This is a genomic window from Aeromonas sp. 600276 (genome assembly GCF_049175815.1).
GTDB classification, from domain to species: domain Bacteria; phylum Pseudomonadota; class Gammaproteobacteria; order Enterobacterales; family Aeromonadaceae; genus Aeromonas; species Aeromonas dhakensis.
The window spans coordinates 133,739-148,099 of the sequence record NZ_JAAKVU010000001.1 but is presented as its reverse complement, the minus strand read 5'-3'; the positions used below and the strand labels follow the sequence as shown (position 1 = coordinate 148,099).

The following is a 14,361-nucleotide window of genomic DNA, read 5'->3' as shown; positions in this document are numbered from 1 at the left end:
ATTTAACATTTAATTAACTTTCAAAGGCTTGGCGCGACAGCACGCCAATTGAGAAGTTTGACACCAGTATAGCCAGCAGACAGAAACCCTCGCTTTTGGTAGCGTGTTCGCGCGCATCCCGGCGCACCATTTGCCGGATTATTTGCAGAAAATGTGAATGAGTCGGCATTTCACCAAAAAGGAGTGGGCACCCCGTGCTGCCCCATAACAAGAGGGAATTTATGAGTTCCATTGCCAGGAATTATCTCAACCAGCTCAACGCCGACTACCTGCAGGTGCACAGGCGCAAGGAGGATCTGTTCTGGTCCACCTACATGGGCACCAGTGACGATCAGGCCGGCTTCACCGCCGCCGAGCAGGCCTACAAGGCCTTCTGCGCCGACCCGGCGCGCCTGCCGGTGCTGCGGGAGATGCATGCCATGGCCGAGGAGACCGAGCTCAAGCGCGGTCTGGCAGGCTGGATCGCCTTCTTCGAATGCAACGTCATCGAGGCGCCGGCCGCCGCTGCCCTGATGGACGAGCTGGTGGCCGCCGAGGCGGCGCTGTTTGCCCGCCGTCGGGAGCTGAAGCTGACCTTGCTGGACGAGCAGGGCCGCGAGGTGGCAGGCAGTCTGCCCGCCGCCAGCACGGCACTGGCCGCCAGTAGCAACGAGGCGGTGCGCCAGAGCGCGCTCGCCATGTTCCACACCCTGGAAAACTGGGTGGTCGACAACGGCTACCTGGCCATAGTCGCGCTGCGCAACCGCTTCGCCCGGGCCATGGGGTATCGCGACTACTTCGACTACAAGGTGCACAAGAACGAGCAGATGAGCCCGGCGCAGCTGTTCGCCATCCTCGACGACTTCATCGCCGGCACCGAGCAGCGGCTGCACCAGAGCCTGGCCGAGCTGAAAGCGGCCAAGGGGGAGGCGGCCCTGCTGCCCCACAACCTGCGCTACAGCGTGAGCGGCGACGTGACTCGCCAGCTCGACCCTTACGTGCCTTTCTCCCGTGCCTTGCAGGATTGGGTCGAGAGCTTCCGCCGCCTCGGCATCCAGTACCGCGGCGCCAGCCTCACTCTGGATCTGCTGACCCGGGAGGGGAAATACGAGAACGGCTTCTGCCACGGCCCGGTGCCGAGCTTCTGGCAGGAGGGGGAGTGGGTGCCGGCGGTGGTCAACTTCACCAGCCTGGCCGACCCGGCCCAGGTGGGCAGCGGCTGGAGCGGGCTCAACACCCTGTTCCACGAGGGGGGCCATGCGGCGCACTTTGCCAACGTCACCGGCAACGCCCCCTGCTTCTCCCAGGAGTTCCCGCCCACCTCCATGGCCTACGCCGAGACCCAGTCCATGTTCTGCGACAGCCTGCTGGATGACGCGGACTGGCTCAAGCGCTATGCCAGGAATGCGGCGGGGGAGCCGATCCCGGATGCGCTGATCAAGGCGATGATCGAGGCACGCCAGCCGTTTCGCGCCTTCAACGAGCGCCAGATCGCGCTGGTGGCTTACTTCGAGCGTGATCTCTACGCCATGGACGAGGCCGAACTCACCCCGGCTGCCGTGCTGGCGCTGGCCCGCCGCTGGGAGCGCCAGATCCTGGGGGTGGAGAGCCCGCGTCCGCTGCTGGCCATCCCGCACCTGCTCAACCAGGAGTCGGCCTGTGCCTACCACGGTTACCTGCTGGCGCTGATGGCGGTGGAGCAGACCCGCGCCTATTTCCTGAAGCGCGACGGCTACCTCACCGACAACCCGCGCATCGGGCCGGATCTGGCCGCCCACTACTGGGGGCCGGGCAACGGCATGACCCATGACGAGACCCTGCGTAGCCTGACCGGCAAGGGCTTCAGCGCCGGCCCGCTGGCCGCGGTGTGCAACCAGAGCGTGGCCGAGGCGTGGCAGCAGGCCGAGGCTTGCATGGCGGCGGCCCGTCAGCGTCCGCCGGCCGGCGAGGGGGCACCGCTCGATGCCCGCATTCGGGTAGTTCACGGCGACCAGCTTATCGCCGACAATAGCGACTCAGAGGAAGCCATGTTGGCCGGCTTCGAACGCTGGATCCGCCACCACTACCAGGAGGCGGCCACCAGTCACTGAGGCGCAAGCCGGTGAACATGCGTTATGTCAGACCCCTGCCACGGCAGGGGTCTGTTTTTCATGGGAAGGAGTCGAGGGTGGGAACAAGATCGCGGTGGAGGTGGCTGCTGGCCACGCTGCTGCTGACGGGGTCGCTGGCGCAGCCGGCCCGGGCACTGCAGGCGCTGACCGAGCAGATGCCCCCTTACAACTACCAGCTGGCCGGCCAGCCGGTGAGCGGTTTCTCGGTGGATCTGCTGCACGCCCTGCTGGCGCGCAGCGGCCTGGCGCTGCGCGGCGACATCCAGCTGCTGCCCTGGGCGCGGGCCTATCAGAATGCCCGCTATCGGGCGGGCAGCATCCTCTTCTCGGTGGCGCGCACCCCGGAGCGGGAGCACCAGTTCCAGTGGGTGGGGCCGGTCGGGCCGCGCACCATCAGGGTGTGGCGGCTGAGCTCGCGCACCAATATCCAGCCCCGCAGCCTGCAGGAGGCGAGCGACTACCGGATCGCCGTGGTACGCAACTCGGCCTCGGCCCAGCAGCTGATCCGCCAGGGGCTGGCGCCGGTCAGCGTCAACAGCGAGGAGGACAAGTTTCGCATGCTGCTGCGCGGCCGGGTGGAGCTGGTGACGGCGCTGGATCTGGGGGCGGCCTTCCACATGCACCAGCTGGGGCACGGCTTCGAGGCGCTCACCCCGCTGTTTGTCTATGACGACAGCGAGCAGTACTACTTTGCCCTCAACCTGGCGACGGAGCCGGCCAAGGTGCAGGCCCTGCAGCAGGCCCTCGACCAGATGCGCCAGGATGGCTCGCTGGAGACCCTGCGCCGGCGCTGGCTCAACCTCCATTCGCAGCCCACCGTCTCGCTCGGCGGGGCTGCCCCTTTCTGATCCCCCGTCACCCCGCCGGGCCTAGCCCTGGATCTTCAGCACGCTGACCGGTTTGCCCTTGAGCGCCACCAGCAGCTGCCGGCCCGCCAGTTTGTGGCCGTCTATCATGATGGAGTTGTGGCTGAAGTTGGCCACCAGTCGGCTGCCGTCGGAGAAGCGGGTCTCCTGCACCCGGCCCACCCCGTCACGCCAGCGAAAGCCCACCAGCGCCTTGTCCCACAGCGCCTCGTGCAGCGGGGCGAACTGCTCGCTCAGCCGGGTCAGCTCCGGCAGGCGACTGGCCAGCGTGCTGCGGCTCAGGTTGACCAGCGGCGGGGTGTTGTAGAGCAGACCGAGCAGGGCGCGCTCCTCCTTGATGCCGGGGAATTTGAGGTTGTCCAGCAGCCAGTGGTGGCTGTTGAGCACGGAGTCGTGGAATACCGCCTGATAGAGGGGCAGCCGATCCGCCGGATTGAACACCGTCTTCAGGTAGCGCGGCTTGAGCCGGGCGGGCTGGAAGAAGACCTGCGGCGCCTCGTCCGGCCACCACTTGCCGAGGTAGTAGGGGGACTTGGCCTGCTTGCGCATGGCGGCATCCTCCCAGCCAAAGCCCCAGCTCTGGATGCCGTGGGCAAACAGCAGCGGCTTGCTGGTGAGGGCGTTGCCATCCTCCGAGCCCAGCACCAGCCCGAGTCGCTCTCCCACCCAGCGCATGCGGGCGTTGCGGTCGGCGATCATGGCCTGGCTGCCCTGCTGGTGGGCCGGGTTGTAGTCGTTGGAGGCCATGGCGGTGCCATCCACGTCGAGGAACAGGCTGTTGATGCCGCTGGCCTTGGCCAGCTCGCTCATGCGCCCCTTGGCAAAGGGCAGGGTGCAGCCGGGGTTGAGATAGACCCCCTCGCCGCCAAAGCCCGGCTTGGGCTTGCCGTTGGCCTCGACGATGGCGCAGCGCTTGCCGATCTCCGGCGGCAGCTGGGCGGTGAGCCAGCTGTCGTTGGTGCCGGGCGCGATGGCGGTGTCGTAGGAGTCATAACTGCCCACCAGATAGCCCTGGCGCTGGGCGGCGGTGAGGGCATAGCCCTGCTGCAGGGCCGCCGTCCACTGCGGAGTGCCGAGCCACAGCTTGCGCAGTCCCGCCTGCTGCAGCGCCTCGATCACCGGCAGCGACAGCCCCTGGCCCCAGCGCTCCTGGGGCACCAGCAGATCCCCCAGCTGACCCTTGACCCACTGCTGGCGCAGGGCCAGCACCTTGCTCTGGGCCTGCGGGCCCTGCTGGGCAGGCAGCGGCAGCTGGCTGGCAATCAGCCGGTTGAGGCCGGCCATGATCAGGCTCTGCTGCCAGATCTCGGGATGGGCGGCGGCCAGCGCCTCCCGCTCCTCGGCATTGAAGATCTGCAGCCACTCTGGCTTTTGCTGCAATCTGGCCTGCAAAGCGGGCCACGCTTTCACGTCCTGCCGATCGAGCAGGGCATCCCCCCACAGGTAGACATGGCTGGCGCCGATCAGTCGCCGGCCGGCCGGGACGCGGGCAATCTTGTCGGCCAGGGATTGCCAGGCCCCCTCGCTCTGCAACCACGCCCGGTAGCGGCGGGCGCCGGCCAGCCAGTCATCCCCCACGCTCAGCCGCACCACCATGGGCGCCTGAGCGTTGAAGCTGCTGAACTCGTGGCTGGCGCTCAGCTGCAGCCGGCCCCCCTGGCGGCTGAACTTGAGCCGGTTGTCGTAGGGGCTCTGCAGGATCCAGCTGTAGGTCTGCTTGCCCGCATCCTGGCTCCAGAGCGGCAGCTTGAGGTCGTAGTGGGTGTTGAGCTCGGCCAGCTCGTCGCCGACATAGCCGAGCCAGTCGCTGTCGCGCACCGAGAAGCGGCTGCCCTCACCGATGGCGAGGGAGAGGTGGGTCTGGTTTCTCGGCAGGCTGTACCAGGTCAGCTGACGGGGACTGTCGCTGGCAAGCGTCAGCAGCAGGTCGTCGCCATCCAGCCTGACCTCCACCCTGGCCTCCTGGGCGGGCCAGCGCCAGCTGGCCTGCTGGTCATCCTGCTGCAGCTGATCGACCTGGCGGGCGGGCTGGCCCGCGCTGACCGGGATCCGGTTCACCGCAATGGCCAGGGTATCGGGATCGATGCTGTAACTTTGAGTCCCGCCCTGCAGGGTCAGAGGGGCGGCGGCGAGTGGCGCCGCCAGCCATGAAATTGCCAGCCAGCCCAGTGCTGGCGCCGTTATCCGCAAACCGTTCATGCAACATCCTTGACCTGATCAATGCCATCAGGGTACGCCGCCGCCCGCCTCCCGGTACAGCCAAATTTGTTTAACCCATATGGGGTGAAGGGAGTCATGCCGGTCGTTTTCACGGACGTTTTATCGCAGCAAAAAAGCATCATTCGAACCCTTCCTCAGCCCCCGCCAGCGCTGGCTTTGTCGACTCAAATGGATGTGAGCAAACACCACCGTCGATTTTTCAGACGCCCCATATAGGGGGGTGCCAGTCTTGTCGCCAGTTTCTAGCATGCCCCCTCAATTTGAATGCAATCCATTGTTTTATAAGGATTGTTTTTGACTGGAGTATCAGTATGAAGAGAGCGAAGTGGGGGCTTGGGCTGGCGTTGTGTGCCCTCTTGGTCGGGGTGATCGGCTGGTGGCTGTGGTCGCAGCCGGTGGCGCCCGGCGCAGTGACGGCAGGGGATGAGGCGCGTGGGGCAGAGTCGGCCCCGCTGGCGGAGCTGACGCCACTCGCCGCCATGCCGGCACCCGAGCTCAAGCCGGCGCCGGTCACGCCCCCCGCCAAGCCGGATCGGCTGCGGGAAGATGGCAGCCAGCAGCTGGAGACCCCCTGGCAGGCGGCCGAGGTGGATGCGGACTTTCCGCTGGCGGAGCCGGGCGATGCGGTCGAGCAACCCCAGCCGATCGCCCTGCAGGGCAGCGATCTGGAGCGGGCTCAGGTGGGTGACAGCGTGGCGTTGCCGCTGCCGGATGGCAGCACCCTGCAGGCCAGGGTGACCAAGGTCGAGCTGCAGCGGGGCGGGGAGCGCAACTGGCAAGGGGAGATTCGGGTCGACGGTGACAGCTATCCGGTCAATTTCACCGTCGGCAAGCAAGCGACTTTCGGGTTCATCGGCACGCCGCAAGGCAGTTACTCCGTCGAGACCCTGGGAGGCAAGGGCTGGGTTTACAAGAACCCGCCGCTGGATCTGGGTCATGGCGGCGATGACGCCCTGATCCCGACTCACCAATAACAACAGAAAAGGAAGATCACATGCAGAAAACTACCTTGGGGATCATGATTGCGGGATTGCTCGGGGCGACCCCCGTGCTGGCGGAAACCATCGACCTGATGGTGCTGCACAGCCCGGGGCTGGCGGCCCGCTATCAGGGGGATGCGCAGACCCGGATCCAGCACATGATCAACGTCACCAACCAGATCTATGCCGCCAGCGGCCTGGATCTGACGGTGCGGAGCGTGCACGACCAGCAGGTCAATTACCCGGATGGCGGCACCGACGAATCCGCGCTCAACGCGGTGACCTACCAGCAGGATCCGGCTTTCAAGCAGGTACCGACCCTGCGCACCCGTTATGGCGCCGACATGGTGGTGCTGATGCGCCCCCAGACAGGTGATCACGGCAGCTGCGGGCTGGCCTGGGTTGGTGGTTCCGCGACCTATAGCGATGGCCGCAAGGCGTATGCCGACGGGGATGTCTCCCAGGATGCCGGCAGCATGTTCAGTCATGTCACAGCCACCGGCTGTGGCGACGTGGTGCTGGCGCACGAGCTGGGTCACAACATGGGGCTCAACCACTCCCGCCTGCAAGATGGCACGGGGGGCACTTATCACTATGCGCTGGGGCACGGGGTGCGGGGTTCCTTCGCTACCGTGATGGCCTATCCCTCCAGCTTCGGGGTCTACAGCCACGAGTACAAGTTCTCCAGCCCGGACCTGGTCTGCAAGGGGCAGCCGTGCGGCGTGGATTACCGGGATCAGGCCAACGGGGCCGATGCGGTGCGGGCGCTGAAGGTGACCACGCCGCAGATCGCCGCCTTCTACCCCACCATGGTGACGGAAGCGCTGCCGGATCTGGGCGAGCTGGAACGCTCCCTCGAAACCCGGCGCCAGGACCTGGCGGCGGCCCAGGAGCACTACAGCCAGCAGGTGGCGGCCAGAACCGCCCTGCAGGATCGCCAGCAGACGCTCAAGGGCAACTTTGATCGCTACCAGCGCGAGCTGAACCAGCTGAACCAGCGCAACCGCCAGACGGTGCAGGAGATCAACCGGCTGGTGCGCGAGTACAACAGCTACAGCGGCAGCTACGGCCCGGAAGAGTATCGCCGGATCCGCGCCATCCAGGCGGGCCTGAGCACCCGCATCGATCAGCTGCACGATGAGAACAACGCCATCATTCGCCAGTCCAACGAGATCAGCCAGCGTTACCAGGCCGAGGTGAAGGAGTACAACGGCAGCTGGGATCGCTACAACCAGCTGGTGGCGGCGGTGAAGAGCGCCGACGGCAAGGTGGACGAGGCGCGCCGTGAGCTGGAGCTGGCCGAGCACAGGTATCAGCTGGCACTGGCCCGCCAGCCGGCCGAGACGCAGCCGGCCTGATGCAACAAGGGCGCCCCGCAACAGGCGGGGCGCCCTTGATGTCTGTCTGTCAAAGGAGCCGACCGGGCAAGCCCGGCCGGCTCCTCTTTTTATGGCGGACCTATCTGGCCGCCGGTAGCTGGGCGAGGGCGGCCTGCACCGCGGCTTCCAGCTGGGGATCGCGCCCCGTCACCATGTCGGCCGGGGTCAGCGCCACCTGCACGTCCGGGACCAGCTCCTGGTTCTCGTACAGGGTGCCGTCGGGGTTGCGCAGCCCCAGGGTCGGGATGCCGTAGGCAAGGCCCGGGATCAGCCTGGAGGTGTGGCCGTACACCATGGTGCCGGTGCCCGGCACCGGCTCGCCGACGATGGGCCCCACCTTGAGGGTGCGGTAGTACTGGGGAAAGGCCGAGCCTTCCGAGTAGCTGCCCGCATTGACCAGCACCACCGAGGGCTTGGTCCACTGGCGGGTGGCGGCGTCCGTCTCACCCTTGCCAAGGCGCGGCCAGCTGCTGGCCATGCCCTGGGCGCTGCCGCTGCCGGTCAGGAACTCCACCAGGGTGTTGGCCAGATAACCCCCCTTGTTGAAGCGCACGTCGACGATCAGCGCCTCGCGGTTGCGCTGGCGACCGAGGGCGTCGGCCACCACCTCCTCATAGACGGCGCTGTTCATCCCCGGCAGATAGACGTAGCCGACCCGCCCCTGGCTCAACTGTTCTACCTGGTTGCGGCGCTTGGCGACCCAGCCGTCGAGCTGCAGCTGATACTCCTGCTGCTGGTCGATGGCGGTGACCTCCAGCTGGTGCGGCTCCTTGGCCCCCTTGGGCAGCAGGGTGAGGGCCAGTCGCTGGCCGGCCTGATGGTTGAGCAGGGCATCCAGCTCGTTGAGGCTGTGCAGCTCGGTGCCGTTGATGGCCAGCAGGCGGGCGCCCGGCGCCAGATCCGTCTCCTGCTCCAGCGGGCCGCCGGCCAGCAGGGCGGCCAGCTCGACTGCTCCCTGCCGCTCGCGCCAGTAGCCGCCGAGGCTGGCGGTGTCGTCCGGCATGCGCTGGGAGGAGTCGGGGACGCTGCCCCAGGTGTGAGAAACATTGAGCTCGCCGGCCAGCTCCGCCAGCAGGTTGCCGAAGTCACGCTCGTTGCTGATGCCGGGCAGCAGGCGGCGATAGGCGGCCACGTAGCCGTCCCAGTCCACCCCGTTCATGTCGGCCTGGTAGAATTCGTCCCGGGTGAGGCGGGTGATCTGGTCGAAGGCAGCTGTCATCCGATCCTGCCAGCTGGCGGTGATCAGCAGATTGAAGGGGTGGCTGCTGGCCTCGCCGGAGCGGGTATCGATGAGGGCGATCTCCCCCTCCCGCACCAGGGTGGCGAGGCTGGCATCCTGGTTGAGGCTGGCCAGCGCCGGCCCCGGCTGTTCGGCAAACAGCAGCTTGGTCTCGCCCTTGCGCAGATCCCGGGCGTAGCCCTTGATCTCGTTCTCGCCGTTGGCCCCGCTGGTCTCCACCAGATAGACCAGGTGATCGTCGACGATGCGGCTGGCGAGGACGGTGCCTTCTGGCTGCAACTGCAGCGCCTCGCGGTGTGCCAGCCGGTCGGTTTCGAAGCCGTAGCCCGCCTTGGGCGGCGCCTGTTCGGCAAGGAAGTCGCTTCTGGCGGTGCGGCTGCTGTAGAGGCCGAGCAGGCTGCCGCCGAGGGGCTCGCCATCGGCGCCCAGCACGCCGTACTTGGTGGACTGCCAGTAGAGGATGCCGCCATCCTGACTCCAGGCTGGCTCGCCATCCCGATAGCCGTTGAGGCTGACGTTGACCGGCTTGGCCTTGGCATCCCGGGTGTCGATGACGGCGATCTCCTGCTGGCTGGAGTCGGGCTGCACGGTCAGCGCCAGGTAGCGCGAGTCGGGGGCAAAGGCGAGCTCCACCGCATGGCGGGAGGGATTGAACTCGGCGGCGACCAGCTGGCGCTGCTTGCCGCTGGCCAAGTCCAGCAGGTGCACGGCCTGGCCATCCACCACGAAGGCGAGCTGCTTGCCGTCGGGGGAGAGGGTCGGCACGCTGATGGCGGCGCCCGGGATGGCCAGCAGCTTCTCCTCGATCAGGGTGCCGGGGGCGCTGAACAGGGTGTCAGGCTGCTCCTTCTTGAGGCGATACAGCGCCGCCGGCCCCTCCTGTTCGGAGAGGTAGATGAGCGCCTGCTCTTTATCCAGATAGCGCGGCGCTGACTGCTCGCTGGGGTGGCGGGTGAGCTGGCGTACCCGCTCACGCCGGGTGTCGACTGCGTAGAGATCCCCCTGGCTGACCAGGATCACCTCTTCTCCGTCCTGGCGGGCGATGGCCTCGTCGATGGGGCCGGGCTGCCAGCTCTGTTCGGCCGGCACCTTGGCGAACAGCGGCTGGATGGCGAGCTTGTGCGGGGTGTTGCTGCCGGCATCGAGGCGGTAGAGCTCCCCCTGCCAGGACCAGACCAGATCCCCCTGGCGGGAGGCACTGAGGCCGCGCACCGGGTGACCCTTGAAGTGGGTGAGCTGGCGATCCTGGCCGCTGGCCAGATCCCGTTGCCAGACGTTGAAGTCGCCGCTGCGCTCGCTCAGGTAGTAGAGCTGCTTGCCCTGCTCATCCCAGACCGGATCGCTGGCGGCTACCCTGTCTTCGGTCAGCTGGCGATGCTGCTTGCCGTCGAACAGCCAGAGCCGGGAGACGGCGAACGAATGCTGATGCTTGCGAAACGGCTGATCCATGCCCGGCATCTGGTAGGCCAGCTGGTTGCCGTGGGGGCGGGCCAGGGTGGCGGGCAGGGGCTGGGCCGGGGTCAGCGGGCCGCCGGTAACCGGCGTCCAGTAGAGGTTGCTGGCCCGATACCCCTCCGCCACGAAGTGATCGGCGTCGGGGTTGGTCAGGCGCTGGCTGCTCAGCAGCAGCTGTTTGCCGTCGGCGCTGAAGGCCTGGGGCAGATCGGGGCGCGAGTCGCGGGTCAGCCGCACCATCTCGCCGCCGCGGCTCGGCACCACGAACACGTCCTCGTTGCCGTAGAGGTTGGCGGCAAAGGCTATGAGCTTGCCATCCGGCGACCAGAGCGGGCGCTGGCTCAGATAGCTGCCGTCGGTGAGGGGCACGGCGGGGCCACCATCCCCCGCACTCAGGTAGACGCGACCCTGCCAGGTGAAGGCAAGCTGCTTGCCGTCGGGGGAGAGGGCGGGCTCGCGCAGCCAGAGTGGCTCGGCCGCCTGCAGGGGGGAGCAGATCAGCAAGAGCAGCAGGGAGAGTCGGTATCGCATCGTGAGGTTCCTGAGAGGTGAAAAGCGCCTTATCTTCCCCCAATGTCCCGCCCGGGACTATCCCGAGATAGGGGGGTTATCCCGTTGTTTTGGCAGTTAATTGTAACAATCTATAAAAGATGGCGCGGGATATGTTTCTCTGGATATATTGAGTATTGATGGCGATCCAATATGATGGCGCTCGCCCGCCACACCAGGCGGTGCAGTTCAGATGATTTGGTAACAGAAAAGCCCTTACCAGAGGCTTGCCGAGGGATGGAATGAGAGCCGTATTACTGTGTTTGCTGGGGCTGTGGCCCGCATTGAGTTTTGCCACCCTGTCCGCCGATATGGTGGTGGTGAAGAAATCGAGTTATAGCCTGACCCTGATGAAGGATGGCAAGGAGGTCAAACGCTACTGGATCGCTCTGGGTCCGGCTCCCAAGGGGCACAAGCAGCGGGAAGGGGATCAGCGCACGCCGGAAGGCCGTTACATCCTCGACTACAAGAAGACCAACTCCAACTATTACAAGGCCATCCACATCAACTACCCGAATCTGGACGACATCAAGGCGGCCAACGAGATGGGTGTGCGACCGGGCGGCATGATCATGATCCACGGTCAGCGCAACAGCATAGGCAACACCCGTTTGCAGCCGTCCAACTGGACCAATGGCTGCATCGCCATGCTCAACAAGGATCTGGACGAAGTGTGGAACGCCATTGAACCCGGCACCCCCATCATCATTCAGCCCTGACTCTCTGCAGCGCGCCACCTCCGGGTGGCGTTTTGTTTTTTGGCTCCCTCCTTTCTTTACCCGCAGCCTCTTGGTATCCGTCCCCGTGCTGTGCTAGTTTTTCCGGCTCGCCGTGGCCGCAACAAGGATGATCCCATGCCGTCAGCAACCCTCTCTCAGTCCGTCGGGGCAGAGAGTACCCGCGCGCTCTGGTGGCGCGCCTCCATCGATATTTTGCCGCTCTCCGTCTCGGTGATCCCCTGGGGGATCCTATGCGGCGCCCTGGCGCTGCAGGTGGGGCTGAGCCCGCTGCAGGCCCAGCTGATGTCGCTGCTGGTCTATGCCGGCGCCGCCCAGCTATCGGCCACTACCCTGTTCGGGGCCGGCACGCCGCTGCTGCCCATCATGGGCTCCACCTTCGTCATCACCTCCCAGCACCTGCTCTACGGCTTTACCTTTCGCCGCGACGTGCTGCCGCTCTCCCTGCGCTGGCGCGCCAGTCTCGCCTTCTTCCTGACCGACGAGATGTTCGCGGTGGCGCTCAAAGACAGGGAGCGCAGCGGCCGTTTCGATCCGGCCTATGCGCTCATCGCCGGCTTCGTCTTCTATCTGTTCTGGAATGTGGCGACCCTGCTCGGCATCGCCGCCGGCCAGTACATCGACGGGCTGGATCAGATGGGGTTGGACTTTGCCATCGCAGCCACTTTCATCGCCATGACCATTCCCGCCATGAAGAACCTGCCCATGGTGGCGGCCACCCTGGTGAGTGGTGCCATGGCGCTGCTCACCAAGCCGCTGCTGGCGGAGGTCTACATCATCATCTCGGCGCTCTCCGGCATGCTGGTGGGTTATGTGTTGCACCGGATGAGGAGGTAATCATGAGCTGGCTGATGATAGGCCTGCTGGCCCTGATCACCTTCTTCAACCGCTTCGCCTTCTTCTCGCGGCTGACCCGCTATCAGCCAGGGGCCGAGATGGGGGCCTTTCTCAGTTTCTCGGCCCAGTCGGTGCTGACCGCCATCTGGCTGCCCATCGTCTTCAGCTACCAGCCGGGCATGGGGCTGAGCTGGGATCCGGACTATCTGGTCGCCACCCTGCTGGTGACGGCGCTGACCCTGCTGCGGCTGCCGACCCTGCTGGTAGTGGTGGTCGGCATGGGGGGCTTCTTCCTGCTGCGCTGGCAGGGGGGCGTGGCACAGCTGCTGCCCTGGCTGGGCTAGGCCCGTGATCCTGCATGGCGGATGTCTTCATTGGATATCCGCCATGTTGTGAATGTCACTTCAAAAAACACCTCTCAAGTGTGAGGATTTAGCTCCCATCCGTCGAGGAGCGAGCCATGTCCTTCACCGAAACCTGCCAGCGCATCGTGCGCGATCCCCTGTTGTCACCGGCCCAGAAGAGCCATGCCCTGGCGCTGGCCGCCGAGAATGCGCTGCCCTATCCCGAGCTGCCCGCCGAGGTGAGCGAGGCGATGGCCAAAGGCTTTGTCTGCGACATGTTCGAGGGGCACGCCCCCTACAAGCCGCGCTATGTGCTGCCGGATTACGAGAAGTTTCTGCGCCAGGGCTCCGCCTGGCTGGAGCTGGCACCGCCGCAGGATTTCGACGAGGCGCTCGATGCCCTGCGCATCCTCTACCACCACGTGCCTTCCGTCACCGGCATGCCGGTCTGGCTGGGCCGGCTCGACCACCTGCTGCTGCCCTTCGTCAGGGATCTGGATGACGAGACCCTCTATCGCAAGCTGAAGGGGTTCTGGATCTACCTGGACCGGGTGCTGCCGGATGCCTTTATGCACGTAAATATCGGCCCGGACGACAACCGTCTCTGCCGCCTGATCCTGCGCATCGACGGCGAGCTCAAGCAGGTGGCCCCCAACCTCACCCTGCTCCACGATCCGGCGCAGACCCCGGACAGCCTGCTGCTGCAGGGGGTACAGAACATAGCGGCTTGCAGCAAGCCCCACATCGCCAACTACCCGCTGCATCGCAACACCTTCGACGAGCGCGGCTTCGGCATCGTCAGCTGCTACAACGCCCTGCCCCAGGCGGGCGGCGCCAATACCCTGGTACGGGTCTCCCTCAAGCGGGTGGCCGAGCAGGCCCACGGCATCGACGACTTCCTGGGTTGCCTGCTGCCCCACTACTGCCGCCTCGCCTCCCGCCTGATCGAGGCGCGTGCCGCTTTCCTGCACCAGGAGTCCGGCTTCTTCGACAGCTTCCTGGTGCAGGAGGGGCTGCTGGAGGAGGGGCGCTTCGTGCCCATGTTTGGCATCTACGGCATGGCCGAGGCGGTCAACCTTCTGATGGACAAGGAGAATCTGCCGGAGCGCTACGGCCGTGACGAGGAGGCGAACCAGCTGGGCTATCGCATCTCGGCCCAGCTAGCCCGCCACGTGAGCGAAACGCCGCAGCGCCACGCCTGGGGCGGCCGCGCCCTGCTCCACTCCCAGGGCGGGCTCAGCGTGGATCGCGGGGTCACCCCCGGGGTGCGCATCCCCTATGGCGAGGAGCCGGATCCCGCCAGCCACGTGCTGGCGCTGGCGCCCCACCACGGCTTCTATCACTCCGGGATCAGCGAGATCCTCACCCTGGATCCCACCATCCGCCAGAACCCGCAGGCGCTGCTGCAGCTGTGCAAGGGGGCGCTCGCCATCGGCATGCGCGAGTTCACCGCCAACGTGGCAGACAGCGACTTGGTGCGGGTGACCGGCTACATGATCCGCAAGAGCGACGTGGCCCGCTTCGCGGCAGAAGGCTCACGGCTGCAGACCACCTGCCTCGGCGCCGAGGCGAGCGAGCTGACCGGGATCCGCCAGCGGGCACCGCGGGTGGTGGGGCGCGAGGCGACCCTGTGTGACTACTGAGTGCGGCAGGCGGGCAGGGGC

At 66.2% G+C, this 14,361-nt stretch carries 10 protein-coding genes; 8 read left to right on the top strand and 2 right to left on the bottom strand.

Annotated features, from left to right (window positions below; genetic code table 11):
- Positions 1-221: 221 nt before the first annotated feature.
- Together G5134_RS00705 and G5134_RS00700 are read left to right on the top strand one after the other, a co-directional pair.
- Complete coding sequence (locus tag G5134_RS00705) at positions 222-2,069, top strand: M3 family metallopeptidase (protein ID WP_421231813.1); 1,848 nt, start codon at positions 222-224, stop codon at positions 2,067-2,069.
- A gap of 77 nt (positions 2,070-2,146) precedes the next feature.
- The gene (locus G5134_RS00700; RefSeq protein ID WP_065018332.1) at positions 2,147-2,938 is read left to right on the top strand and encodes a substrate-binding periplasmic protein; all 792 of its coding nucleotides are present in this window, start codon (positions 2,147-2,149) and stop codon (positions 2,936-2,938) included.
- A 21-nt stretch (positions 2,939-2,959) separates the two neighbouring features.
- Here G5134_RS00700 and G5134_RS00695 read toward each other — a convergent pair whose 3' ends face one another.
- A complete protein-coding gene (locus G5134_RS00695; RefSeq protein ID WP_065018331.1) occupies positions 2,960-5,155 on the bottom strand; it encodes a glycoside hydrolase in 2,196 nt (731 codons plus the stop codon).
- 332 nt (positions 5,156-5,487) lie between these two features.
- Here G5134_RS00695 and G5134_RS00690 point away from each other — a divergent pair, with 332 nt between their 5' ends.
- Together G5134_RS00690 and G5134_RS00685 are read left to right on the top strand one after the other, a co-directional pair.
- Positions 5,488-6,150: a hypothetical protein gene (locus G5134_RS00690; RefSeq protein ID WP_421231812.1), complete on the top strand. Its 663-nt coding sequence runs from the start codon at positions 5,488-5,490 to the stop codon at positions 6,148-6,150.
- Between the two features lie 20 nt (positions 6,151-6,170).
- On the top strand, positions 6,171-7,514 hold the full coding sequence (locus G5134_RS00685; protein WP_017765261.1) for a zinc-dependent metalloprotease: 1,344 nt from the start codon (positions 6,171-6,173) through the stop codon (positions 7,512-7,514).
- 100 nt (positions 7,515-7,614) lie between these two features.
- Here the strand turns inward: G5134_RS00685 and G5134_RS00680 are convergent, their stop codons facing one another.
- Positions 7,615-10,761 carry a S41 family peptidase gene (locus G5134_RS00680; protein WP_421231811.1) on the bottom strand — a complete coding sequence of 1,049 codons (3,147 nt, stop codon included), beginning with the start codon at positions 10,759-10,761 and terminating at the stop codon, positions 7,615-7,617.
- Positions 10,762-11,021: 260 nt separating this feature from the next.
- Here G5134_RS00680 and G5134_RS00675 point away from each other — a divergent pair, with 260 nt between their 5' ends.
- The 4 genes from G5134_RS00675 (at position 11,022) to G5134_RS00660 (ending at position 14,340) form a co-directional block, all read left to right on the top strand.
- Positions 11,022-11,498 carry a L,D-transpeptidase family protein gene (locus G5134_RS00675; RefSeq protein WP_005308598.1) on the top strand — a complete coding sequence of 159 codons (477 nt, stop codon included), beginning with the start codon at positions 11,022-11,024 and terminating at the stop codon, positions 11,496-11,498.
- Between the two features lie 135 nt (positions 11,499-11,633).
- Positions 11,634-12,353 carry an AzlC family ABC transporter permease gene (locus G5134_RS00670; RefSeq protein WP_206866362.1) on the top strand — a complete coding sequence of 240 codons (720 nt, stop codon included), beginning with the start codon at positions 11,634-11,636 and terminating at the stop codon, positions 12,351-12,353.
- 2 nt (positions 12,354-12,355) lie between these two features.
- Positions 12,356-12,697 carry an AzlD domain-containing protein gene (locus G5134_RS00665; protein WP_102989513.1) on the top strand — a complete coding sequence of 114 codons (342 nt, stop codon included), beginning with the start codon at positions 12,356-12,358 and terminating at the stop codon, positions 12,695-12,697.
- A 116-nt stretch (positions 12,698-12,813) separates the two neighbouring features.
- Positions 12,814-14,340: a YjjI family glycine radical enzyme gene (locus G5134_RS00660; RefSeq protein ID WP_025202251.1), complete on the top strand. Its 1,527-nt coding sequence runs from the start codon at positions 12,814-12,816 to the stop codon at positions 14,338-14,340.
- The last annotated feature ends 21 nt before the right edge of the window (positions 14,341-14,361 follow it).